Raw genomic sequence first — 22772 nt, forward strand, 5'->3', positions numbered from 1 at the left:
AAATAATGAATTAGGCCGTCTGAAAGAGGGTGTTTCAGACGGCCTTAAGGGAATTTAACCTTTAAATACGGGAACGAGCTCCAGTTGGCTCAATATTTGGGCGGCAATGTTGATGATGCCGAAGAGGAAGACCCAAACCATCAGCCAGAATCCGCCGTAAACTTTGTAGTTTTTGCTGACGCCGAATTTATGTCGCGAGCGGTAGAGCAGCATGGCGGGGATGATGCCTGTCCAGATGGTTGCGGCCAGGCCGACGTAGCCGATGGCGGTAACGAAGCCGGTAGGGAAGAGCAGGCAGGAAATCAAAGGCGGCAGGAAGGTCAGTGCGGCGGTTTTGGTACGGCCGGAAATGCTGTCGTTCCATTTGAAGATGTCGGCGATGTAGTCGAACAGGCCGAGCGTTACGCCGAGGAAGGACGTTGCGATTGCCATGTAGGAGAACAGGGTCAACACTTTGTCCATATTGCCGGTTTGGGCGAACTTGGACAGCGTTTCGATCAGGACGGAAACTTGGCCTTCGGCGGCGATAACCGGTGCGAACTCGCTGCGCGGCAGGTTGCCTTGGATGGCAATTTGCCAGAGGATGTAAATCACAAGCGCAATCAGCGTACCCGACCACAGGGATTTGGCTACTTTGGGCGCGTCGCCTTTAAAGTATTTGAGCAGGCTGGAAACGTTGCCGTGGAAACCGAATGAGGCAAGGCAAACGGGCAGGGCGGTAGCGACATAAATCCAGTAGCTGGTGCCGGCAGGGGCTTGGGTGTCAAACAAGACAGGCATTTTGGCATCGGCAATCAGGCCGCCGGTTGCCCAAATAAATGTCAATACCATGCCGCCGATGAGGATGCTGGTGAAGCGGTCAACCAAGCGTGCGGATGCCCAAACACAAAAAGCGAGGATACCGAAGAAGACGAGTTGGCCGACGGAGAGCGAAATTTCGCCGCCTACCGCGCTGCCGATGCCTTTGGCGGTCAGGTCGCCGCCGACGAAGATGTAGGCGTAGGTGAGCAGGTATAAAACGAAAGCGACGGCAACGCCGTTGATGACGTTCCAAGCCGGGCCGAGCAGGTCTTTGACCATGGTATCGAAGCTGGCGCCGTGCGGATAATGGGTGTTGACTTCCAAAATCATCAGGCCGCTGGAGAGCATGGAAAACCAGGTGTACAGCAACACGGCCAGCGAGCCGGTAAACCATACGCCGGAGGTGGCGGTCGGGTTGGCAAGCATGCCTGCGCCGATAACCGTACCGGCGATAATCATCGCGCCGCCGAATAGGGAAGGGGTTTTGGTTGACATTGTTTATCTTTCTTCTAGAAATGCGTGGCTGCCATTATGCCGTAAAGTGTAAGAAAAGGTAAAGCAAAGGCCGTCTGAAAACCCGATTGTCGTTTTCAGACGGCCTTTGATGTGTATAAATGCAACTGATTAAATCAATTTTCGCAGTTTCAATTCGTTTTTCAAATAGGCGTAATAAACCGGCGCGACGATGATGCCGCCGATGCCGAAAATGCGTTCAAAGACGACCATCGCCACCAGCAATTCCCATGCGCTGGATTCGATTTCCGAGCCGATGATTTTGGCGTTGAGGAAATATTCGAGCTTATGGATGACAACAAGGAACACCAGCGAGGCGAGTGCGACGTACAGCGATGCGCCGAGGCTCAAAATAATAATGATGGTGTTGGAAATCAGGTTGCCCGCCACCGGAATCAGGCCAACAATAAAGGCGACGATCAGGACGGTCATTTTAAACGGCAGCTCAACACCGAACAGCGGTAAAACCAAGTAAAGGTACAGGCCGGTCAGGAAGGTGTCGATCAGCGAGATTTTGACTTGGGCGAGGAACACGCGTTCAAAGCTGGTTTCAAAATTGATGATGCGGTGCACCAATTCGGCTTTAAACAATGGCATTTTGCGGCGGTTTTTACGCATTTTCAGGCGGTGGAAGCTGAGCATGGCGCCGATGATGATGCCGATGAGGATGTACACGAAGGACGTGATGCTGTTTTTACTGATGCGGGTCAGTGCGGCGCGGTATTCTTCAATCAGCTTGATTGCCGAGGCTTTGATTTCGGCCATATTGTTGGGCAGCATATTGAGAATGGCCGCAGGCAGGTCTTGGCTGTTTTTGGTGTCTTCTAAAATCGCCGCCAGCTTCGCCAACATAAAGCCGACATGGCCGCCGTGTATCAGGTGGTAAATGCCCAAAGACATCATCGTGATGATGCTGAACACGATGGCCAGCGTCAGCGTGGTGGAAATCAGGTTGATATTGTGCGCATTGAGCGATTTATGCAGCCGCGTGTTGCGCGGTAAAACACGGCGGCGGAGCTTGAGGATGACGCCGTTGGTGCGCGTAATAAAGATATAGGTCAGGATAACCGACAGCAGCAGCGGCAGAAAATGGTAGTGCAAGACAATCAGCAAGGCCAAGCCCATCAGGATATAGGAAGCATTGCGGAAAGTCAGGTTGTCGGAGTGGGAAGAGAGTAAGGACATGTGAAGCCAATAAGGTAAAAAGCAAAAAAAACAGGTCAGGCCGTCTGAAAAACCATGTTCAGACGGCCTAACTTAATGACAGCGATTAATCGTGCAATGAGGCCGCGTGTACCGTGTTTTCCAACAAAGTGGCAATCGTCATCGGGCCGACGCCGCCGGGAACGGGCGTAATCATGGAAGCACGTTCTTTGGCAACATCAAACTCCACGTCGCCGCACAGGCTGCCGTCGTCCAAGCGGTTGATGCCCACATCGATAACGACTGCGCCGGGTTTGACCCATTCGCCTTTAACGAAATTCGGAATGCCTACGCCGACCACCAAAATATCTGCGGCAGCAATTTCATCGGCAAGGTTTTGCGTGGCGCTGTGGCAGATGGTTACCGTCGCGCGGGACAGCAGCAATTCCAACGCCTGCGGGCGGCCGACAATATTGGATGCGCCGACGACGACCGCTTTTTTGCCTTTCGGGTCGATACCGTAGGCTTCCAACAAAGTCATCACACCTTTTGGTGTGCACGGGCGCATCAGCGGCATTTTGACGACCAGGCGGCCGACGTTGTAAGGGTGGAAGCCGTCCACATCTTTATGCGGCTCGATACGTTCCAAAACCGCTTGGCTGTCGATGTGTGCCGGCAGCGGCAGTTGCACCAAAATACCGTCGACGGCAGGATCGCCATTCAATTCGTCCACCAGTTTCAGCAAATCGTCTTGCGTGGTTTCAGACGGCAGCTCATAAGAGCGCGATTCGATGCCGCTTTTTTGGCAGGCCAGTTTTTTATTGCGTACATAAACCGCGCTAGCAGGGTCGTCGCCAACCAATACCACCGCCAAGCAAGGCGTGTGCAAACCTTTTTCCTGACGCGCTTTTACCGCCTGCGCGACCGCCTCGATGCGTTGCTGGGAGATTTTTTTTCCGTCTATAAGTTGTGCAGCCATGATTTTTCCTCCTCAATAGGGATAAATATTGCGTTTAAATTATCGCATTTTTCAGACGGCCTGACACAAAAGAGTAGCCCTGATTGTGAAACATAAAAATAAATAACGATTAAAAATAATAAGATAATCAAAAAATGAAAAAATAAAGCAAAGTAGATGTTGACCGGGTTAAAAAGGGTCTGTATAGTTCAGGTCTTCAGTCGGGGCGTAGCGCAGCCCGGTTAGCGCATCTGCTTTGGGAGCAGAGGGTCGTGAGTTCGAATCCCACCGCCCCGACCACAAAATTCTTAGCACGAATCGGCATGAGCGCCCGTAGCTCAACCGGATAGAGCACCGACCTTCTAAGTCGGGGGTTACAGGTTCGATTCCTGTCGGGCGTGCCAATTTTTACGGTGGCTGTAGCTCAGTTGGTAGAGCCCTGGATTGTGATTCCAGTTGTCGTGGGTTCGAGCCCCATCAGCCACCCCAGATGAAAGCCTGCATATTGTATGCAGGCTTTTTTCCATTTATACCCGAATTTTACTTCAGATTTAATTGGGTTTCAAAAAAGTATTTATCAAACCGTTTCATCATGGCATCGGCAAAAATAGCATTTGCTGTGTTATCAAATATCAATGAATACGCAGTCAAGCCCGAATATTGTACCGTTCGGTATCTTTTTATGGCGTTTCGCCGTTATCCTTTATAATACCCCGATTATTTTCTGTTTCATTCCCAAAGGAACCGCATCATGTCCGAATGGCCAGCTCCAGAATTTGAATCCAAAATCTGTCCGCCCGAAAAGCTGGCGGAGCGTTTGGCGGCATTGCCCCGTCCGCTGGTGTTTACCAACGGCTGTTTCGATATTCTCCATAGGGGCCATGTAACGTATCTGGCGCAGGCGCGATCGGCCGGTGCGGCTTTGGTGTTGGCATTGAATACCGATGCTTCGGTGCGCCGTCAGGGCAAAGGGGACGACCGTCCGATTAATCCTTTGGAAAACCGCGCGGCAGTGGCAGCGGCATTGGCGAGCGTGGATTTGGTCACATGGTTTGATGACGATACGCCGGCTGCGTTGATTGAAATGGTCAAACCTGATGTATTGATTAAAGGCGGCGACTGGCCTGTGGATAAGATTGTCGGTGCGGCTGAGACGTTTGCGCGTGGCGGCAAAGTATTTTCGATTCCGTTTTTACACCAGACTTCGACCACCAAAACGTTGGCGAAAATTCGCGAAGCCGGAGGAGGCGAATGACGGATTTGAACAGCCGCCATTGGGCCTTGCTCGCCGCGCTTTCAGACGGCCTGCCGCAACACGTTTCTCAGTTGGCGCGAGTGGTCGGGATGAAGCCGCAACAATTAAACGGATTCTGGCAGCAGATGCCGGGCCATATCCGCGGTTTGCTGCGCCAGCACGACGGGCAATGGCGCTTGGTGCGCCCTTTGGCTGTGTTTGCCGAAGAATCTCTGCAACAAATGGCCGGAAAACAGGGTTTTCGTGCGCAGTTGAAACACGAATGTTCGTCCAGCAACGATGAAATCATGGCATTGGCGCGCCAGTCGGCAGATTTGGCGCATAAGGCCTTGTGTGTGGCGCATTTTCAAACCAAAGGCCGCGGACGGCAAGGGCGAAGCTGGGTCAACCGACAGGGCGAATGTCTGATGTTCAGCTTGGGCTGGGCGTTTGACAAGCCGCAGTATGAGCTGGGTTCGCTGGCGTTGGTGGTGGCATTGGCCTGCCGCCGTGCGCTTGCCGATATCGGTTTGGACGTAAATATCAAGTGGCCGAACGATTTGGTCGTGGCCAACGATAAATTGGCCGGTATTTTGATTGAAACGGCGCGGGTAGAGAATAAGACTGTCGCCGTCATCGGTATCGGCATTAATTTTGTATTGCCGAAAGAAGTTGAAAACGCTACTTCCGTGCAGGCCTTGTTTCAGACGGCCTCTAAGCAGGGTGTAAGTGTCAAAACCTTATTGAATGCGGTATTGGCGCAACTCGATGCGCTGTTGAACGAATACGCGCAAAACGGATTTGCGTCATGTATCGGCGAATACGATGCCGCTAACCGCGACACAGGCAGGCCGGTATTGCTGCTTCAAGAAGGGCGCATTGTTCATGAAGGCGTAGTCAAAGGCGTGGATGCGCAAGGCGCGTTGCGTTTGTTGACCGACAATGGCGAGAAAACCATTGTCAGCGGCGAGATCAGCTTGCGTCCGGATAACCGTCCGGCGCAACCTGCCGTCGCCAAGCCGGAACGCTTTTTGCTGCTGGACGGCGGCAACAGTCAGTTGAAATGGGCGTGGGTAGAGAACGGCACATTTTCCGAAGTTGGCCGCGCGCCGTATCGTGATTTGGCCCAGCTGGGCGAAGAATGGCTGCAATTTGCCGATGATGATGTGAAGATTGTCGGTTGCGCCGTGTGCGGTTCGGTCAAAAAAGCGATGGTGGAAGAACAATTAACCCGTCCGGTCGAATGGTTGTCTTCCATGCCTCAGGCTTTGGGTATCCGCAACCATTACCGCCGTCCTGAAGAACATGGCTCCGACCGATGGTTTAATGCGCTGGGCAGCCGTCGCTTTACGCAAAACGCCTGCGTCGTCGTCAGCTGCGGTACCGCCGTAACCACCGACGCGCTGACGGAAGACAATCATTATCTTGGCGGCACTATCATGCCCGGTTTCCACTTGATGAAAGAGGCGATGGCACTCAAGACCGCCAACCTCAACCGCCCCATTGGCAAGGTATATCCGTTCCCAACCACAACGCCGAACGCCATTGCCAGCGGCATGATGGATGCCGTTTGCGGTGCGTTGATGATGATGCATGGCCGTCTGAAAGACAAAACGGGCGAGGGCAAACCGGTCGATATTATTATCACGGGCGGCGGCGCGGCCAGAGTCGTGCAGGCGCTGCCGGAGTCATTCGTTCATGACAATCAAGTGAAAATCGTCGATAATCTCGTGATTCACGGGCTTTTGCATTGGATTGCCCATCGCAACGGACAATAAAAAGGAAAACGCATCATGAAATGGCTGTTTGCGGTCTTGGTCGCACTCAACATCATTGTTTTTGGCAGTATGGTTGCCTATCGGACACAACATAAAACCGCCAAACCCGAATCTGCTTTGGAAGGAGGTACGCACGAATTATTGCGCCCGTCTTCTTTGGACGCGCCTAAAGCCGAGCCTCAGCAGGCATCGCAACCCGATTGGGTGGTGGTCGAATCAGACGGCCTGATTATGGCCGAACCTGAATCCGAAGAAGCAGAAGCCTTGCGTAAAAAGCAAGAAGCGCAGCAGTTGAAAGAGAAAAAAGAAAAAATGCGCCGCGAGAAAGAAGCGCAAGAGCGCCGCGCCGCCGAAGAAGAGATGGGTGCGGCCGGAGTGGAACGATTGTGTACCAGCAGCGCTACCGTGGTGATGGATGAAGACGATTACCACCGCATCAAAGGCCTGTTGGGCAAATGGCCTCATGCGGCCAGCCGCAGTATCGAAAAACGCAACGGCGCATCCGGTGGCGAAACTTCTTCCAAAACCTTCCGCGTAGTCTTGCCTGCCGACGGCGACACTTCCGCCCAGCTTGATGCCTTGGGCAGCCGCGGTTTTAGCGGCAGCATTCACAACGGCGAAATCAGCGTTGACGTAACACGCAGCCGTTCTTCCGCCCAAGTTTTGATTTCACGCTTGTCCAGCGCAGGTTTCGGCGGCGCGCGTATTGTCGAACAGGAAGACAGAAGCGCACCCGATACCGGTTTGAGCGTGGCGCGCATGACCGTGGTCTTTATGGCGGTCGACGAGCGCGATGCCCAAGACATCAGAAACATTGTCGGCCGTTATGGTAAATTGAACATGAAAACCTGCCGATGATCAGGTTTATTCGGTTTCAGACGGCCTGATCAGCAGTCGGCAAAGCCTGATAAACCGAATGCCGCAAAACACGAAACCCACTGTATCGGCAGTGGGTTTCATGTTTTTCGGTTTTGAGTATCTGATATAAAGGGGAACAGGTATGTTTCGTATATGCGCACTCCGAGTATCAAGAGATAATGGGGAAGAAGGGGATAAAATCTGTCGTTTAATGGCTCGGATTAGGACGTCTTCCGAGTGGTTTTGATTATACGCTAATAATAACTATTATCAATAGCAAAACTAAAAAAATAAGGGATTTTTCTGTAATAGATTGTTTTGTATGGAAATTAAGTTTTGGCGTTGGCTTTGCCGTGATTGAAAAGGCCGTCTGAACAACAGACGGCCTTTTGTCTATTAGAATTTAGGCATTGAGCAGCCTTCTGGAACTGCTATGGTACATTGTGAGTATCCTGAAGTTTGGCAGGCTTTTAAGGCTTTATCCTCTACAAGACCGGGAGCTTCTGAGCGAGGAAAAGACATCCATTTGCCATTTAACTTTCCTTTTGCAACAGCAAGACACCCATTTCTTACCCATGCCTTTACTTTACATGGTGCGTTTTTCCCATTTTGCTCACAGGCCTTAATTGCTCCTTTTTTTGCTACTTCAAGAGAGGGAGCATTTATGGCATCTGCGGAAATGCCTGTTTTAAGATTAATAGCCCATGCACCGTATCTTGAAGGAACATCGATATTGACAACGCTTGGTTGGCTCTGAGCTGAACCACTATTAGAGCCAACGTTATATAAAATTTGTCTGCCCGAGCTGTCGATAATACGGCAAGTTCCAGTTGCAGGTTGGTATTCACCACCGCAGCCGTTGGCATAAACATTAAGACTTGCCAGTCCTAGCAATACAACAAATAACTTTTTCATTTCAATTCCAATCTATTTATTATTTGAATCTTTATCAGCCTGCCGCTGCACAAATCATACGATGATTTGTTATCTTCTTTACGCAGCTGACGTTGAAATAGGGTAAGGCAAGCATTTCGACCCTATGTTTCAGACGGCCTTTTGATTTGTTTCAATCACTCATAAATCCAAGCAATCAACATATCCAAAGCCATATAAAATACCGTATAATCAAGGCCAAATTAACTTTGCCTGCTCGTCGGGCCGTCTGAAAAATTATGCAACAAACCTACGCCGCGGTACAGCGAGATTTGCTCGAAGCCAACCACCTTTCCCCCGATTTGCTCGCCCAAAGCCTGAGCATTATCGGCGCCAACCATGTCGATTATGCCGACATCTATTGCCAGCGTACTGCCTATGAAAGTTGGCATTTGGAAGAAGGCATCGTCAAATCGGGCAGCTTCCAAATCGATCAGGGTGTGGGCGTGCGTGCCGTTTCGGGCGATAAGACTGCTTTTGCCTACGCCGACAGCCTGTGTATCGATTCGATCAACCGCTCTGCCAAAGCCGTGCGCGTGATTGGTGCGGCCGGCGGCGAAGCCAGCGTCAAAGTGCCGACACCTGCCTACGGCAAGCCTGTCCATATGGCGATTGACCCTATTGCCAGTCTTGATTCTGCTGCCAAAGTCGCGCTGTTGAACAAAGTTGAAACGCTGGCCAAAGCCGCCGATCCGCGTATCGTGCAAGTGATGGCCGGTTTGACCTGCGAATACGACATGGTGTACATCGCCCGTTTGGACGGCAAACACGCTGCCGATATCCGTCCGATGGTGCGCATGAACGTAACCGTCATTGCCAAGCAGGGCGAGCGTCGCGAGCAGGGCAGCGCAGGCGGTGGCGGGCGTTATGATTTGGCGTATTTCGATGAAAACTTGGTGCATCGGTTTGTCGATTCCGCCGTCAAACAAGCCCTGACCAATCTTGAATCCCGTCCTGCGCCTGCCGGCGAGATGACCGTTGTTTTGGGCAACGGCTGGCCGGGCGTGTTGTTGCACGAAGCGGTTGGACATGGTTTGGAAGGCGATTTCAACCGTAAAGAAACCAGCGTTTTCTCCGGCCGAATCGGCGAGCGCGTGGCTGCCAAAGGCGTTACCGTTGTGGATCAAGGCGATATTGCCGACAGACGCGGCTCGCTCAATATCGACGACGAAGGCAACGAAACCCGCCGCACGGTATTGATTGAAGACGGGATTTTGGTCGGCTATATGCAGGACGAAACCAACGCCCGCTTGATGGGTACGCAATCGACCGGCAACGGCCGCCGCGAAAGTTACGCTTCCGCGCCTATGCCGCGCATGACCAATACTTTTATGGAAAACGGCGGCTATGAGCCGGAAGAAATCATCGCGTCCATCGACAAGGGCATTTACGCCGTCAACTTCGGCGGCGGACAAGTGGACATTACCAGCGGCAAGTTTGTGTTCAGCGCATCCGAAGCGTGGTGGGTGGAAGGCGGCAAGTTGCAATACCCTGTCAAAGGCGCGACCATTATCGGCAACGGCCCCGAAGTGCTGAAATACGTTTCCATGATAGGCAACGACTCCGCGCTCGACAGCGGAATCGGCGTCTGCGGCAAAGAAGGGCAGAGCGTTCCTGTCGGCGTCGGACAACCGACCCTGAGGATTGATGCCGGACTGACCGTCGGTGGTAGCGAAATTTAAACGGCAGGCCGTCTGAAAGGTTTTCAGACGGCCTTTTACATTAGGATAAAACCATGCAGGAAGAGAATCGGAAATCAAGTTTTCCCATAGTGATGTTGCTGGTGTCGGTTGCCCTTTGGATAGCGTCTTTGTCCAATGTTGCATTTTATTTGGGCAATCATGAAAGCATGAAGGGTGTAACCGTTTTGATTTTGGGGTCGATATTTGCTTCTTTGGATATCAGGTATTGTGCGGCCTATGCGAATTATGTTTGGTTGGCGGCCATTGTTTTGCTGGCATTGCGGAAGAAGGTCGTGCCTGTCCATGCGGCGCTTTGGGGCTTGGCGCTGGTGGCTTTCAGTGTGAAAGCCGTACACGTCGATGAAGCAGGAAATACGGCGGATATCGTGCGTTACGGTGCAGGATTTTATTTGTGGTATGCCGCATTTGCTGTTGCCACCATCGGCACGTTTACCGGAAAGAATAAGGAAAGAAAAGCCGCAACGCTGGCAGATGGGACGAAAAATGACGCTTGATGAATGGTTGCGCCAATCGGCACTGCCCAAAAATGAAGCGCGGATGTTGTTGCAATATGCGCTGGGTTACACGCGCGCGCAACTGGTGACACGCGGTACGGACGATTTGGCAGAATCTGCCCTGCAAACCTTGGAGACTTTGGCGCAACGCCGTCTGAAAGGCGAGCCGATGGCCTATCTGTTGGGCGAGCGCGAGTTTTACGGACGACGTTTTGCCGTCAACCCTCATGTGTTGATTCCACGCCCTGAAACCGAGCATTTGGTGGAAGCCGTACTCAAACGCTTGCCGCCGCAAGGCCGCGTGTGGGATTTGGGGACGGGCAGCGGCGCCATTGCTGTGACCGTCGCGCTTGAACGCGTTGATGCCGATGTTCGCGCATCCGATATCAGCGTCGGTGCTTTGGATACTGCCCGTCAAAATGCGGTCGAATTGGGCGCAAAAGTCGAGTTTGCGCAGGGTTCGTGGTTTGATACCGACAGGCCGTCTGAAGGCCGATACGATGTGATTGTTTCCAATCCGCCGTATATCGAGGATGGCGATGAACATTTGTCGCAAGGTGATTTGAGGTTTGAACCGCAAAACGCATTGACCGATTTTTCAGACGGCCTCAGCCATATCCGTCACATTACCCAAGAAGCCCCAAAATACCTGAAAGCCAACGGCTGGCTGCTGTTTGAACACGGTTATGACCAAGGCGAAGCGGTGCGGAATATTATGCTGGAGAACGGTTTTGCAGAAGTGGCAACTGAACAGGATTTGGCTGGATTGGACAGGGTCACGCTGGGGCGTTTGCCTGCTTAGCGGGTATGGTTTGTCGGAATATAAAAAAGGGCGTGTCAATCACGCCCTTTTGGTTTTCTGGTTTGTCTGTTCAGACGGCCTGGTTTAACGCCAAGCAGCGACAAACTCCGCCCAGTGTTGTTTTTCTTCGGCTTGTGCGGCCAGATAATGTTTGATGCGTTTGATTTCGACTTCGTATTCGTCGGCATCGAGCGCGCCGCTCATCATGCGAAAGCGCATGTACATCAGGTAGGTATTGGCGGCATCGGTTTCGCAATAGTCGCGGATGTCTTTCAGACGGCCTGCATGATAAGCGTCCCAAACCTTGCTGCCGTCCATGCCCAGTTTGCCGGGGAAGCCGCAGAGTTTGGCCATATCGTCCAAAGGCACGCTGGCACGCGGTTGGTAGAGGGCGAGCAAATCCATCAGGTCGCAATGGCGGGTGTGGTAGCGGCTGATGTAGTTGTTCCACTTAAAGTCGCGGCTGTCGCCAAAATCGCCGTCGCCCATGTCCCAATAGCGGGCGGCGCTGATGCCGTGTATCAGGGCGCGATAGTGGAGGACGGGCAGGTCGAAACCGCCGCCGTTCCAGCTGACGAGTTGCGGCGTATAGTTTTCGATGACCTCGAAGAACTTGGCAATCATGACTTCTTCGCTGTCTTCGGGATCGCCGATGGTACTGACGCGGATTTTGTCTTGCCCCCAGCGCATACAGCAGGAGATGGCGACGACTTGGTGCAGATGGTGTTGCATAAAGTCACTGCCGGTTTTGGCACGGCGTTGCTGTTGGGCAAACAGGACGACTTCGTTGTCGGGTAAATCGGCAGGCAAATCGTAAAGCAGGCGGATGCCGTTTACGTCGGGAATGGTTTCGATGTCGAAGGCGAGTATCGGAGTCATGGCGTGATCGGGTTGGATAAGGGATGATGCCATTGTGGCATGACGGCGCAGATAAAAAAAGAGGCAATCCCCCACAGGATTGCCCCAATACCTCAAATCAGAGATTTACGCTTCACAAACAATACAGGCTTTCACCTGCGGCTTTACAGATGCAGCTCAACTCTGCATCGGTAAACTTTCATTTCGGGCATTGCACCGAAATCCTCTAAAAATACCGCAATTTCTTGCAATATCAGAAAACTGCTTACAAAAGTATCTAAAATCAGCGAGGCCGTCTGAACGTTTTGTAATTTGATGTAGTGAAATTTACGCGAATTTTTACAGTTTGCCAAGTATTTTTTTCTGAAGGCTAGTTTCGGTATAAATTTCAGGTATTGTCATATTTTTGCAATTATATTTCATAATTGTTTTAAATTTAGATATTTATTTTGTTTTTTTTTAAATTTTAATTTAATTTTATTTCATATTTTGAATGATTGAAATGTATTTTTTTTAGATGGGCTATTTTTTAATATATTGTTTTTAAAAGAAATTAAATTTAATATGTAAATGAAAAAAGTGTATTGGGCCTGATGTTTTTCATTTGAGAAAAAATATAGGGTTGTTTGAAAGTTTCAATCACGATGAAAAAAGTTGTTTTTAAAGCATTTAAAGCGGAATATTATTTGATTGTTTAAAATCAAACATGAGTTTCGGTTTGATTCAATTAAAATGAAAAAGCGGTGAAAGAAGGATTTCGCCGCTTTTTGCATATTCAAATTGTAATTCGATGTAGTCAATAAAAGCTGTTTTCGCCTTCGGGACGGGTTTTGAAGCGTTTGTGCAGCCAGAAATATTGTTCGGGATGCTCACGTACCCGCTCTTCGATGAAGTCGTTCATGCGCTGGGTGTCGGCTTCGACATTTTCGGTCGGGAAATTGTTCCAAGCCGGATAGAAGCGCAGGGTTACGGTATTGTCGGCTTCACGCGTGGGGATGGCGGGAATGATTTTAGCTTTGGTCATGCCGGCGATACGGCTGAGGCCGGTAATCGTGGCCGTCTGAATGCCGAAGAAATTGACGAAAATGGAATCGTTGCGGCCGAAGTCTTGGTCGGGCAGATAAAGAAAGGGCGCATCGCTTTTGCGCAGGTGTTTGATGATGGCGCGCAGGCCTTCTGTGCGGCCGATCAGGAAAACATTGTTGTAGCGGTGGCGGCCTTTCAGGATTTGCTCGTCCAGGGCTTTGTTTTTTTGGTGCGAATACATGCTGGTCAGCGGCACATCCTGATTGAGCGTGTAAACCGCCATTTCAAATGCGGTAAAGTGCGGATAGAGGATGATGACTTTTTCGCCGGCGGCGAGGGCTTCGTCGAGATAGTGTTTGTCTTGATAGCGTACCAACGAGCGCAGCTTGTCCGCAGGCGCGTACCAGTAGAGGCCGTATTCGAGTATCAGCTTGGCCATGTGTTGGAAATGGCGTTTGAGCAGGGCGGTGCGCTGGCTGTCGTTCAGCTCGGGAAAGCATTTTTTGAGGTTGACCTCGCCGACTTTGCGGCGCGGTTTGACTGCGTAATAAGCGAGAATGCCGACCGCGTCGGCAATCTTGTGCAACACGCAAAAAGGCAGCAGGCGGATGAGGTAGAGAAAAAGGAAGGCGGCTTTCATGAAGGCTCGCTGTATGTGGGCAAAGGGTTATTATAACCGAAAGGCCGTCTGAAAACGGGCTGGAACATATTTCAGACGGCCTGAATGTCGGCTTACCATTGGAAACGGCCGCGCTTGACCTGTAGGCCGTCAGGGTTGAGTTGCGAAGCCAATCCGTGATTGCGCAGGGCGTGGGTGAGGGCGACGGCGAGTCCGTCGGCGGCATCGGCTTGCGGCGTGCCTGAAAGTGCAAGCATTTGAACCACCATATGCTGCACCTGCTCTTTGGCGGCCTTGCCCTTGCCGACTACTGCCTGCTTGACCTGAAGCGCGGTGTATTCAAATACGGGCAAATCGTGCATGACCAAAGCGGCAATCGCTGCACCGCGCGCCTGACCAAGCATTAATGTTGCAGCCGGATTGACGTTGACAAACACTTGTTCGATGGCCGCCTGATGAGGCTGATAGTGGCGGATGATTTCGTCGATATGGCGGACAATCACGGCGATGCGTTCGGAAAGCGACGCGCCGGTCGGCGTTTTGATACAGCCGGAAGCAACATAATGATGCTCGCGGCCGTGGACATCAATAACGCCGAAGCCGGTCATGCGGCTGCCGGGGTCGATGCCGAGAATGCGAGTGGGTTGGGAGTGAGACATAGTGCGTGTTTAAAGTAATCGGTGTTTCAGGGCAGGCAGGCGCGTGCGCACGCTTTGCAGGCGCGCAGTATCCAAATCGGCACAAATTACGCCTTCGCCTTCCGGCAGCGTGGCCAATACGTCGCCCCAAGGGTCGATAATCATACTGTGGCCGAATGTGCGGCGGCCGCTTTCATGTAGTCCGCCTTGTGCCGACGCGATGACGTAGCATTGGTTTTCCACCGCACGGGCGCGCAGCAGCAATTCCCAATGCGCCTTGCCGGTCGTGTAGGTAAACGCGGCCGGCAACAGCAAAACATCAAACGGCTGCTGGGTGCGGAAAAACTCAGGAAAGCGCAAATCGTAGCAGACACCGGCCGCCAGCGGAACATCTTCCACGCTTAGCTTCGGCACATCGCTGCCCGCCAGTATCGTATCGGCTTCGGCGTAGCGTTCGCCCAAACCGGAAAAGCCGAAAAGGTGCATTTTGTGGTAAAGCCCGATTCGGTTGCCGTCGCGGTCATACACCAGCATCGTGTTCATCACCTTGCCCATGTCTGGGCTTTGCAGCGGAACCGTACCGCCAAACAACACCACGCCGCATTCCCTTGCTGTTTCGCTTAAGGCCATCTGAAAACGGGTGTGGCAGGTTTCGCCAACGCGTCCATCGTCCAAAGGCTCGGCAAATGCCAGCTTGTCCGTATCGTTTTTGCCCATCAGCGGCCAATATTCGGGCAGCAACACCCAATCCGCCCCTTGTTCGGCAGCCTCGCAGACAAGGCGCTTCATGGTGGAAATATTGGTTTCGGGGTCGGTGGACGACACCATTTGCACAGCGGCGGCGCGTAAAGAGCGCATCATCAAAACTCCTGTCAGATTTTGCAAGAATTGTAACTTGTTTACGCACAAGGCCGATACAATCGTCACACAATTCCTCTCCAAAAAAGGATAAACCATGAACTTGAAACTTCTCCTCACTGCCGCACTTTCCACCGCCGCACTTGCCGCACATGCCGACGTACAGCTTTACGGCAGTATCAAAAGCGGCATCGAAACCTCGCAAACCCGTTTTGGCGGCCAAACATACAGCCGAACCTCCGTTGCCGACCAAGGCAGCCACATCGGCTTGCGCGGTTCTCATCCGATTGGCGGCGGAACGAATTTTATTTGGGAAGTCGAACAAGATACTCCGGTCGGTAAAAGCGGCTCCATCCGCCAAGACTGGCGCGAACGTCGAGACAATTTTGGCCGTTAAAGGAAAGATTGGATAATTAAGGCCGTCTGAAAAATCAGGATAACTGGTTTTCAGACGGCCTTTGTTCTTATAATAGCGGTTTATTTTTTTACACACTCAGCACCGGAGTTTCCATGCAGTTTTCAGCATTCGGCGAAAAATTCACACAACACAGCGGTATTTTGCAGTTGATGGACGATTTGGGCGACGCGCTCAAAAGCGACAAGCCCGTCAATATGCTTGGCGGCGGCAATCCGGCGAAGATTGCTGAAGTCAATGCGGTGTTCGCCGATGTGTTTTCTAAACTGGCAGCGGAACACGCTGTTGAGAATATCGGCAATTATTCCAATCCGCAGGGCGATGCGGCGCTGATTGCGGCTTTGACGGAGTTTCTCAACCGCGAATACGGCTGGAATCTGACGGCGGACAATATCGCGCTGACCAATGGTTCGCAAAACGCGTTTTTCTATTTGTTCAACCTGTTCGGCGGCAAATTCAATCTTTCAGACGGCCAAACGGCTGAAAAAGCCATTTTGTTGCCGCTTGCGCCTGAATATATCGGTTATGCCGACGTGCATGTCGAAGGGCAGCATTTTATTTCGGTGAAGCCGAAAATCGAAAATGTCGAACACGAAGGCGAAGCGGGCTTTTTCAAATACCGCGTGGACTTTGACGCGCTGGAGAGCCTGCCTGAATTGAAAGAGGGCAAAATCGGTGCGATTTGCTGTTCGCGCCCGACCAACCCGACCGGTAATGTGTTGACCGACGGCGAGATGGCGCGTTTGGACGCTTTGGCACAAGAACACGGGATTCCGCTGATTATCGACAACGCTTACGGAATGCCGTTCCCGAATATTATTTACAGCGATGTGACGCTCAATTGGCACGAAAACATCATCCTCTGCTTCAGCCTTTCTAAAATCGGCCTGCCCGGCGTGCGTACCGGCATTATTGTCGCCGCGCCGGAAGTAGTCAAAGCCGTCAGCAGTTTGAATGCGATTGTGAACCTGTCGCCAACCCGTTTCGGCGCGGCGATTGCGGCTCCGCTGTTGAACGACGGCCGTCTGAAACAGCTGGCCGACGAAGTGATTCAACCGTTTTACCGTCAGCAGGCACAAACGGCGGTTTCCCTGCTCAAACGCGAATTGGGTGCGTATCCGTTGAAAATCCACAAGCCTGAAGGTGCGATTTTCTTGTGGCTTTGGTTTGAAAACCTGCCCGTTTCGTCGCAAACCTTGTACGAAATGCTCAAGGCCGAAGGCACGCTGATTATTCCGGGCGAGCATTTCTTTGTCGGCATTGATACGCAAGACTATCCGCACGCGCACGAGTGTATCCGCATGAGCATTGCGCAGGACGCGGAAACGCTGGAAAAAGGCATTACCGCGATTGGTCGCGTGATGCGCGGTTTGTACGATAAAAAATAAATGCTTTGAATAGGCAAAGGCCGTCTGAAACCTGAGCAATCGGGTTTCAGACGGCCTTTTTGTCGGATTTAGATATGGTGGATAACCAGTTTCTTGCCTTCGTAATCGAGGACGTTGACGTCCATATCGAATAGGGTTTTGATGTTTTCGGCGGTGAAAATATCGTTGGGCTTGCCCTGCATGGCGACTTGGCCGTTTTTCATGGCGACGACGTAATCGGCGTAGGCGGCGGCCTGGTTGATGTCGTGCAGTACGACGACGGTAGTGCGTTTGTGTTCGTCGGTCAGCCGGCGCAGGATCTGCATGAGGGAGCGGGCATGATACATATCGAGGTTGTTCAGCGGTTCGTCCAGCAAAACGTAGTCGGTGCGCTGACAGAACACCATGGCAATCATGGCGCGCTGGCGTTGGCCGCCGGAAAGCTCGGTCAGGTAGCGGTCGGCAAAGTCTTGCAGGTGGAACTCGGCAAGTGCTTCTTCGACGATGGTTTTGTCGTTTTCAGACGGCCTGCCTTGGTGGTAGGGATAGCGGCCGAACATGAGCAGGTCGCGCACGGTAATACGGCTCATGATGCTGTTTTCTTGGGTGAGGATGGAGAGCGTGCGGGCGAGTTCGGCGGTGGGGGTGGTTTTGATGTCTTTGCCTGCGTAGCTGATGTCGCCGTGTACCAAGGGCTGCAGGCGCGCCATAAAGGAGAGGAGGGTGGACTTGCCTGCGCCGTTCGGACCGATTAGCGCGGTAATGCCGCCTTCGGGAATGTCGAGGCTGACGTCGTTGAGGATGGGGTTGCTGCCGATGGTGTGGCTGACGTTGCGGATGGTAATCATAGGCGGGTCCGAAAATGGGAAGTTGGGGTTTCAGACGGCCTTTCAGCATGGGGCCGTCTGAATTTTATTCCTGTATGGTGTGGTTAGATTTCGCTGACGGTAACAAATTCGGGATTGTTGGCTTGGTCAATCAGGAAGGCGCGGACGCGTTCTTGCCAAAGCTCGCCGAATTGTTTGAGTTCGTCGGCATTTGCGCTGCCGCTGACGGCTTTGGGCATGATGTCGCGCATTTGCGGCGCAAAGGGTTGGAGCGCGGCGTTGAGGCTGACGGCAACGGTTTTGCCGGTATCGCGGCGGCGGAGCGCGAGTGTGCCGTTGATTTCGCCTGCACCAAAGGACAATAGATGGCGGCGGGCAAAGCGTCCGGCAGGGCCTACGCCGCCAAAGCCGGTTTCGGGTGCCGCGCCGGTAAGGAGTTGGACGACGGAAGCGGTAACACCGGTTGTGCCTTCGTCACGCTCGCCCTGCATAAAGGCTTCGATGTCGCCGCGTTGCGGCAGCTCTGCGCCGTAAAGGGCTTTCAGGCCTTTGATCACCATCAGGTAGGCACCGGCGACGGTCGGGCAGGAGTGGCCGCACAGGCGCACGGCATCGGCGTAGCGGTAAGTGAGGATGCCGTTTTCGGCCGCGCCGAGGAAGTCGGCCAATGCGTCTTGGACGGTAATGGTCGGGGCATTATCGAAGAATGAAGGGAGGCGTTCTTGTGTCATGAGGGTTGTCCTTTATGGGTTTGCTTAGGCTGTCTGAAGGTTTCAGGCGGCCTGAAACCTTTGCGGCATACTGTTTACTGCGCTTTGAGCGGCATTTGCATTCAGTATTGCGGCAAAGGTTTCGGACTGAAACTGCGGTGTTATTTTAGGAGTATTTTTTTGTCCTGTATAAATTTTTCCGCCAGTTTTGTCACACCGTGGGTATTGAGGTGGTTGGTGTCAAAATATATCGGCAGGCCGTCTATGGTTTTGTCTGCCGGAATCGGACCCATGATGTTGACCCAATGTACGGCAGGCCGCTGTTTGACGATGTTTTCTATGGTTTTGTCGGCTTCGGCGGAGCGGGCAATTTCCGCTTTTTTATGTTCGGAAACGTATTGCATATCGATGCCGAGACGCTGTTTCAGGTAGTAATGGCGCAGGGGCAGTTGCGCGTTCATCGGCGTGTCGGCAAAGACGTAAACCTGTTTACCCTGTTGGATCAGGGTATCGAGCATTTTGCCGAAATGCTCCGTAAAACCGGGTTTGTCGGTATGCAGGAACCAACGTTGCGAGATAAAGACCACCGGGTAGTTTTCGACCTTTTGTGCGATAAAGCGGTTGTAAGGGTTGCAGCGGTTGGCACGGCGGTCGCTTTGCGGCAGGAGGAAGCCGAAGGCAACGCCGCAGCTGTTGGACGAGATAACGTCGGCGGCAAAGCCTTCCTGTTTGCCCACTATATCGATAAAGGGCGTCAGGTGGGCGGCGTGGGAGTCGCCCATCAGCAGGACTTTGCTGCTTTGGTTTTCCGCGCCGACAGCGCAGTCCGTTTTAGTCAAGGTATCCGCGCAGATTTTACTTTCGTCAACCGTATATAGGTTTGCCTCGTATGCGGCCGGTTTGGCAGTCAGCAGGTAGCCGGCGGCAGGAATCAGCAGGGCAAAATAGGCGGCGATTACCCCGATGAATTTCTTGGTGGTGAAATTCTTTATCCGTCGCGCCGGTGTTTCGACAAAGTAATAGGACAAAACGGACAAGCCGGACATCAGCACCACTGCCAATACAATCGCGGACATCGGCAAAGCGTTGTCCATGTAAACATAGCGTATGACGGCCAAAACCACCCAATGCCACAGATACAGCGAATAGGAAATCAAACCGATAAACACAACGGGCTTGAGGCTCAACAGTTTGGCGGTATTGAAGCCGCTTTGCGTTTGTAGTGTTTTGCCTGAGTAAATCAAGCCGCCAACCGCCGTACAGCACAGCAGCCGTTCAATATTGCCTTCGCCGGGCAACACGCCGTAAGGAAGCAGCAGCATGGCGGCAATCACCGTCATCATCGCCCAGCCGACCAGAGGCGTGCTGAAACGGTCGTTGGTTTGGGAGGGCGGAATAAAGGCAAAAAGCGCGCCGATCAGCAACTCATATGCGCGCACATAAGGCAGGAAATAAGGGTCCATGCCGAAGGTGGGCAAGAAGACGGACAACAGGCTCAATACAATCAGCAAAAGGATAAATTGGCGGATGTTGCGCCCTTTGCTGAATCGGAAAAAAGCAGTTAGCAAAACTGGAAAAACAAAGTAAAACTGCTCTTCCAGCGATAAAGACCAAATGTGTTGCAAAGGTTTTTCCGCTGCATCGGCATCGAAATAGCCACCGCGCCGTGCAAAAAACAGGTTGGCCGAAAACAGCAACGCAAATACTGCCGATTTAACGTATTGGCGCAGGTCAAACGACAGGAAAAAGATTGCGGCGGCCAAGCTCGTACACAGCAATACGCAGGAGAAAACGGGCAAAATGCGCTTCGCGCGGCGTTTGTAAAACTCTAAAAACGAGAAACTGCCGTTTTGCATTTCGCGGCTGATGATGGTGGTGATCAGATAGCCGGACAAAACGAAAAACATATCGACACCGAGAAAACCACCGGGCAGCCAAGCGGCATCAATGTGGAAAATAATGACAGCCAAGACTGCCAAAGCCCGGATGCCGTCCAAGTCGGGACGGTATTTTAATGTCGTGCTCATTTTTTGTAATTCTAGTAAATCCAGTAATGTTTACTATGAGTACATGTCAGAAATTTAGTTTCATTTCAAGGATTAAATATTTTGAAAACATGGATTTCAGACGGCCTGAATTTATTTTTGCGAACGTTTGGGCACGTTTAATTTATTTCTTTTTCAACACCAAATATAAAAATACCAATCCGCCTGCAAATTCGACGACCACGCTCAATACGGCCTGCATGCCGAGGAAGTGCTCGAAGATGGTTTGCCCGCCGACCAATAGGATGCCGCCGACACAAAAAGTCATGGGCAGGCGGACGGAATGTTTGACCGACGGAGAAAAATGGTTGGCCAGCGCGGCAACCAGCAGGCCGAAAAAGCTTACCGGGCCGACAACGGCGGTCGCAGTCGCAACCAGTGCGGCGATCCACAACAGCAGCCATAAGGTATTGCGCGTGTAGTTGATGCCCAAATTGATGGCCTGATTGCGGCCGAGTAGGTAAACATCGAGGCGGTGGCGTTCGCGCCAGATTACGGCGGCGCTGATGAGCAACACGACTGCGCCGATGCCCAACAATTCCGAGTGGACGGTATTGAAGGTGGCAAACATATTCGCCTGCGCCGCGGTAAATTCTTCGGGGTCAATCATGCGCGAAAGCAGCGACGACAGACTACGGAACAAAATCCCGAAAATCACGCCGATTAAAATCATGCGCGACAAATCGCGTCCGCCCTGTTTGATGAGCGTGTAGAACAGCAGCAGCGAGCCGCCCATCATGACGACCAGTTCAAAGCCGAATTTACCCGTCAACGGCAGGGAAGCATAGCCCACGCCGCCGAGCGTAAACACCAGCAAGGTCTGCAAAAACACATACAGCGAATCGAAACCCAAAATCGAAGGGGTCAGAATCGGATTGTTGGTCAGCGTTTGGAAGAGTTGCGTGGACACGCCGACCGCATAGGCGACCATCAGCAGCGCGGCAAGCTTGGTCAGGCGTAGGTGCAAGACAAAGTCCCAATCGCCTTTGACGTTGAGCGTCATAAACAGGACGCAGGAAACCAGCAACAGTGCAAAGGCGACCCACAACGGACGGCTGCTTCCTGCCATAAAACCGATATTTTTTTCAGACGGCATGAGCAGGTTTCCTTAATAAAAGCCACAAAAACAAAGCCGTCCCCATCACGCCAAAAACCGTAGAGACCGGAATTTCAAACGGAAACACAATCACGCGTCCGACAATATCGCACAGCAACACCAAAGACGCGCCCAGCAAGGCCACTGCAGGCAGGCTTTGGCGCAGCTTGTCGCCCATCAGGCGGCTGATGATGTTCGGCACGACCAAGCCGATAAACGGAATATTACCGACTGTCACGACCACCAAAGACGTAATCAGCGCCACAATAATCAACCCCGACCACAGAATCGCCGTCCGGTTCAGCCCCAAGTTTACGCTTACTGTTTCGCCCAAACCCAAAATCGTCAGCTGGTCGGCAATCAAATAGGCAAACAAAGCCAAAATTCCCGTTGCCCACAACAGCTCATACCGCCCGAGCAACACGCCGGAAAAATCGCCCTGTTGCCACACGCCGAGCATTTGCAGCATTTCGTTTTCATACGCGATAAAGGTGGCCACCGCCTCAATCACCCCGCCGAAAATAATCCCGACCAAAGGCACCATCAGTTGCGCGGTCGGTGGCAGGCGGCGGATCAGCAGCATAAAGACCAACATCCCGATCAGTGCGGAAACGGCGGCAACCGACATTTTTGCCAGCAGCGGCGCGGCCGGTAGCAGCAGGGTCATCAACAGCAAACCCAAAGCCGCGCTTTGGCTTGCGCCCACCATCGACGGTTCGACAAAACGATTGCGCATCAAAATCTGCATAATCATGCCGGCTACCGCCATCGACGCACCTGTCAGCACAATCGCAAACGTGCGCGGCAGGCGGCTGATGAACATGACTTGCTGGCTGTCGGATAGCGAAAACAGGGCGGACCATTTGAATTCGGCCACGCCGACCGACAGGCTGACGACAAACAATATCAGCAGCGCCACACCGTTGATCGCATTTAAAAATGAAGGTTTGTGAAACATAAAATGGTTCGGAAAAAAATAAGGCCGTCTGAAAGAGGGGTTAAGGTGTTTGGCAAAAAAGGCAGGTTTGCCCATCATAAAAACAGATGCAAACAGGCAAAACTTGTCCATTTGCACCATGTATTTTCAGACGGCCTA

At 52.2% G+C, this 22772-nt stretch carries 21 protein-coding genes and 3 tRNA genes; 11 read left to right on the top strand and 13 right to left on the bottom strand.

Translation table 11 applies throughout. The features are described 5' to 3' along the window. Positions 1–54: 54 nt before the first annotated feature. The 3 genes from Q1M25_RS00340 to folD all read right to left on the bottom strand — a co-directional run bounded on the left by Q1M25_RS00340 (position 55) and on the right by folD (position 3436). On the bottom strand, positions 55–1296 hold the full coding sequence (locus Q1M25_RS00340) for an aromatic amino acid transporter (protein WP_300480460.1): 1242 nt from the start codon (positions 1294–1296) through the stop codon (positions 55–57). A gap of 129 nt (positions 1297–1425) precedes the next feature. After that, complete coding sequence (locus Q1M25_RS00345; protein WP_300480463.1) at positions 1426–2499, bottom strand: AI-2E family transporter; 1074 nt, start codon at positions 2497–2499, stop codon at positions 1426–1428. Positions 2500–2584: 85 nt separating this feature from the next. After that, the gene (gene folD / locus Q1M25_RS00350; RefSeq protein WP_300480465.1) at positions 2585–3436 is read right to left on the bottom strand and encodes a bifunctional methylenetetrahydrofolate dehydrogenase/methenyltetrahydrofolate cyclohydrolase FolD; all 852 of its coding nucleotides are present in this window, start codon (positions 3434–3436) and stop codon (positions 2585–2587) included. 201 nt (positions 3437–3637) lie between these two features. On the opposite strand from folD, the gene Q1M25_RS00355 reads away from it, so the two are divergent. The 6 genes from Q1M25_RS00355 (at position 3638) to Q1M25_RS00380 (ending at position 7285) form a co-directional block, all read left to right on the top strand. Further along, a tRNA-Pro gene (locus Q1M25_RS00355) sits at positions 3638–3715 on the top strand. A gap of 27 nt (positions 3716–3742) precedes the next feature. After that, positions 3743–3819, top strand: a tRNA-Arg gene (locus tag Q1M25_RS00360). Positions 3820–3828: 9 nt separating this feature from the next. Then, positions 3829–3904: transfer RNA gene (locus tag Q1M25_RS00365), tRNA-His, on the top strand. 259 nt (positions 3905–4163) lie between these two features. Then, entirely contained in the window at positions 4164–4670 is a 507-nt protein-coding gene (locus Q1M25_RS00370; protein WP_188212340.1) for an adenylyltransferase/cytidyltransferase family protein, read from the top strand. Further along, a complete protein-coding gene (locus Q1M25_RS00375) occupies positions 4667–6427 on the top strand; it encodes a bifunctional biotin--[acetyl-CoA-carboxylase] ligase/type III pantothenate kinase (protein ID WP_300480467.1) in 1761 nt (586 codons plus the stop codon). Before Q1M25_RS00370 ends, Q1M25_RS00375 begins: the two co-directional genes overlap by 4 nt. A gap of 15 nt (positions 6428–6442) precedes the next feature. Then, a complete protein-coding gene (locus Q1M25_RS00380; RefSeq protein WP_101756206.1) occupies positions 6443–7285 on the top strand; it encodes a cell division protein in 843 nt (280 codons plus the stop codon). A gap of 396 nt (positions 7286–7681) precedes the next feature. Here Q1M25_RS00380 and Q1M25_RS00385 read toward each other — a convergent pair whose 3' ends face one another. Further along, complete coding sequence (locus Q1M25_RS00385) at positions 7682–8200, bottom strand: DUF4189 domain-containing protein (protein ID WP_300480470.1); 519 nt, start codon at positions 8198–8200, stop codon at positions 7682–7684. A 257-nt stretch (positions 8201–8457) separates the two neighbouring features. On the opposite strand from Q1M25_RS00385, the gene tldD reads away from it, so the two are divergent. The 3 genes from tldD to prmC are packed head-to-tail and all read left to right on the top strand — an operon-like array spanning position 8458 to position 11217. Beyond that, positions 8458–9900: a metalloprotease TldD gene (tldD, locus tag Q1M25_RS00390; protein ID WP_300480473.1), complete on the top strand. Its 1443-nt coding sequence runs from the start codon at positions 8458–8460 to the stop codon at positions 9898–9900. Between the two features lie 53 nt (positions 9901–9953). Beyond that, positions 9954–10415 (top strand): hypothetical protein, encoded by a 462-nt coding sequence (locus Q1M25_RS00395; protein ID WP_300480476.1) that lies wholly within the window; start codon positions 9954–9956, stop codon positions 10413–10415. Then, entirely contained in the window at positions 10405–11217 is an 813-nt protein-coding gene (gene prmC, locus Q1M25_RS00400; protein ID WP_300480501.1) for a peptide chain release factor N(5)-glutamine methyltransferase, read from the top strand. The genes Q1M25_RS00395 and prmC overlap by 11 nt, the downstream gene beginning before the upstream one ends. A gap of 84 nt (positions 11218–11301) precedes the next feature. Here prmC and Q1M25_RS00405 read toward each other — a convergent pair whose 3' ends face one another. The 4 genes from Q1M25_RS00405 to Q1M25_RS00420 all read right to left on the bottom strand — a co-directional run bounded on the left by Q1M25_RS00405 (position 11302) and on the right by Q1M25_RS00420 (position 15219). Beyond that, the gene (locus tag Q1M25_RS00405; protein ID WP_003749126.1) at positions 11302–12096 is read right to left on the bottom strand and encodes a 3'-5' exonuclease; all 795 of its coding nucleotides are present in this window, start codon (positions 12094–12096) and stop codon (positions 11302–11304) included. Between the two features lie 775 nt (positions 12097–12871). Then, the gene (locus Q1M25_RS00410; protein WP_300480505.1) at positions 12872–13756 is read right to left on the bottom strand and encodes a lipid A biosynthesis lauroyl acyltransferase; all 885 of its coding nucleotides are present in this window, start codon (positions 13754–13756) and stop codon (positions 12872–12874) included. A 77-nt stretch (positions 13757–13833) separates the two neighbouring features. Continuing rightward, positions 13834–14379, bottom strand: coding sequence for a crossover junction endodeoxyribonuclease RuvC (gene ruvC / locus Q1M25_RS00415; protein WP_300480478.1), 546 nt, complete (start codon positions 14377–14379; stop codon positions 13834–13836). Between the two features lie 9 nt (positions 14380–14388). Next, the gene (locus Q1M25_RS00420; RefSeq protein ID WP_300480480.1) at positions 14389–15219 is read right to left on the bottom strand and encodes a carbon-nitrogen hydrolase family protein; all 831 of its coding nucleotides are present in this window, start codon (positions 15217–15219) and stop codon (positions 14389–14391) included. A 94-nt stretch (positions 15220–15313) separates the two neighbouring features. On the opposite strand from Q1M25_RS00420, the gene Q1M25_RS00425 reads away from it, so the two are divergent. Beyond that, positions 15314–15613: a porin gene (locus tag Q1M25_RS00425; RefSeq protein ID WP_300480483.1), complete on the top strand. Its 300-nt coding sequence runs from the start codon at positions 15314–15316 to the stop codon at positions 15611–15613. A gap of 113 nt (positions 15614–15726) precedes the next feature. Further along, on the top strand, positions 15727–17019 hold the full coding sequence (locus Q1M25_RS00430; RefSeq protein WP_300480486.1) for a valine--pyruvate transaminase: 1293 nt from the start codon (positions 15727–15729) through the stop codon (positions 17017–17019). Between the two features lie 68 nt (positions 17020–17087). Here Q1M25_RS00430 and Q1M25_RS00435 read toward each other — a convergent pair whose 3' ends face one another. The 5 genes from Q1M25_RS00435 to Q1M25_RS00455 all read right to left on the bottom strand — a co-directional run bounded on the left by Q1M25_RS00435 (position 17088) and on the right by Q1M25_RS00455 (position 22634). Then, a complete protein-coding gene (locus tag Q1M25_RS00435) occupies positions 17088–17846 on the bottom strand; it encodes an ABC transporter ATP-binding protein (protein WP_003684210.1) in 759 nt (252 codons plus the stop codon). A gap of 83 nt (positions 17847–17929) precedes the next feature. After that, entirely contained in the window at positions 17930–18556 is a 627-nt protein-coding gene (locus Q1M25_RS00440) for a hypothetical protein (RefSeq protein ID WP_300480489.1), read from the bottom strand. Between the two features lie 140 nt (positions 18557–18696). After that, positions 18697–20562, bottom strand: coding sequence for an acyltransferase family protein (locus Q1M25_RS00445; protein WP_300480492.1), 1866 nt, complete (start codon positions 20560–20562; stop codon positions 18697–18699). 142 nt (positions 20563–20704) lie between these two features. Then, complete coding sequence (locus tag Q1M25_RS00450) at positions 20705–21676, bottom strand: iron chelate uptake ABC transporter family permease subunit (protein WP_004520978.1); 972 nt, start codon at positions 21674–21676, stop codon at positions 20705–20707. Further along, positions 21666–22634, bottom strand: a complete 969-nt coding sequence (locus tag Q1M25_RS00455) for an ABC transporter permease (protein ID WP_070584836.1) — start codon at positions 22632–22634, stop codon at positions 21666–21668. The genes Q1M25_RS00450 and Q1M25_RS00455 overlap by 11 nt, the downstream gene beginning before the upstream one ends. Between the last annotated feature and the right edge of the window lie 138 nt (positions 22635–22772).

The organism is uncultured Neisseria sp., assembly GCF_951230505.1.
Lineage (GTDB): Bacteria > Pseudomonadota > Gammaproteobacteria > Burkholderiales > Neisseriaceae > Neisseria.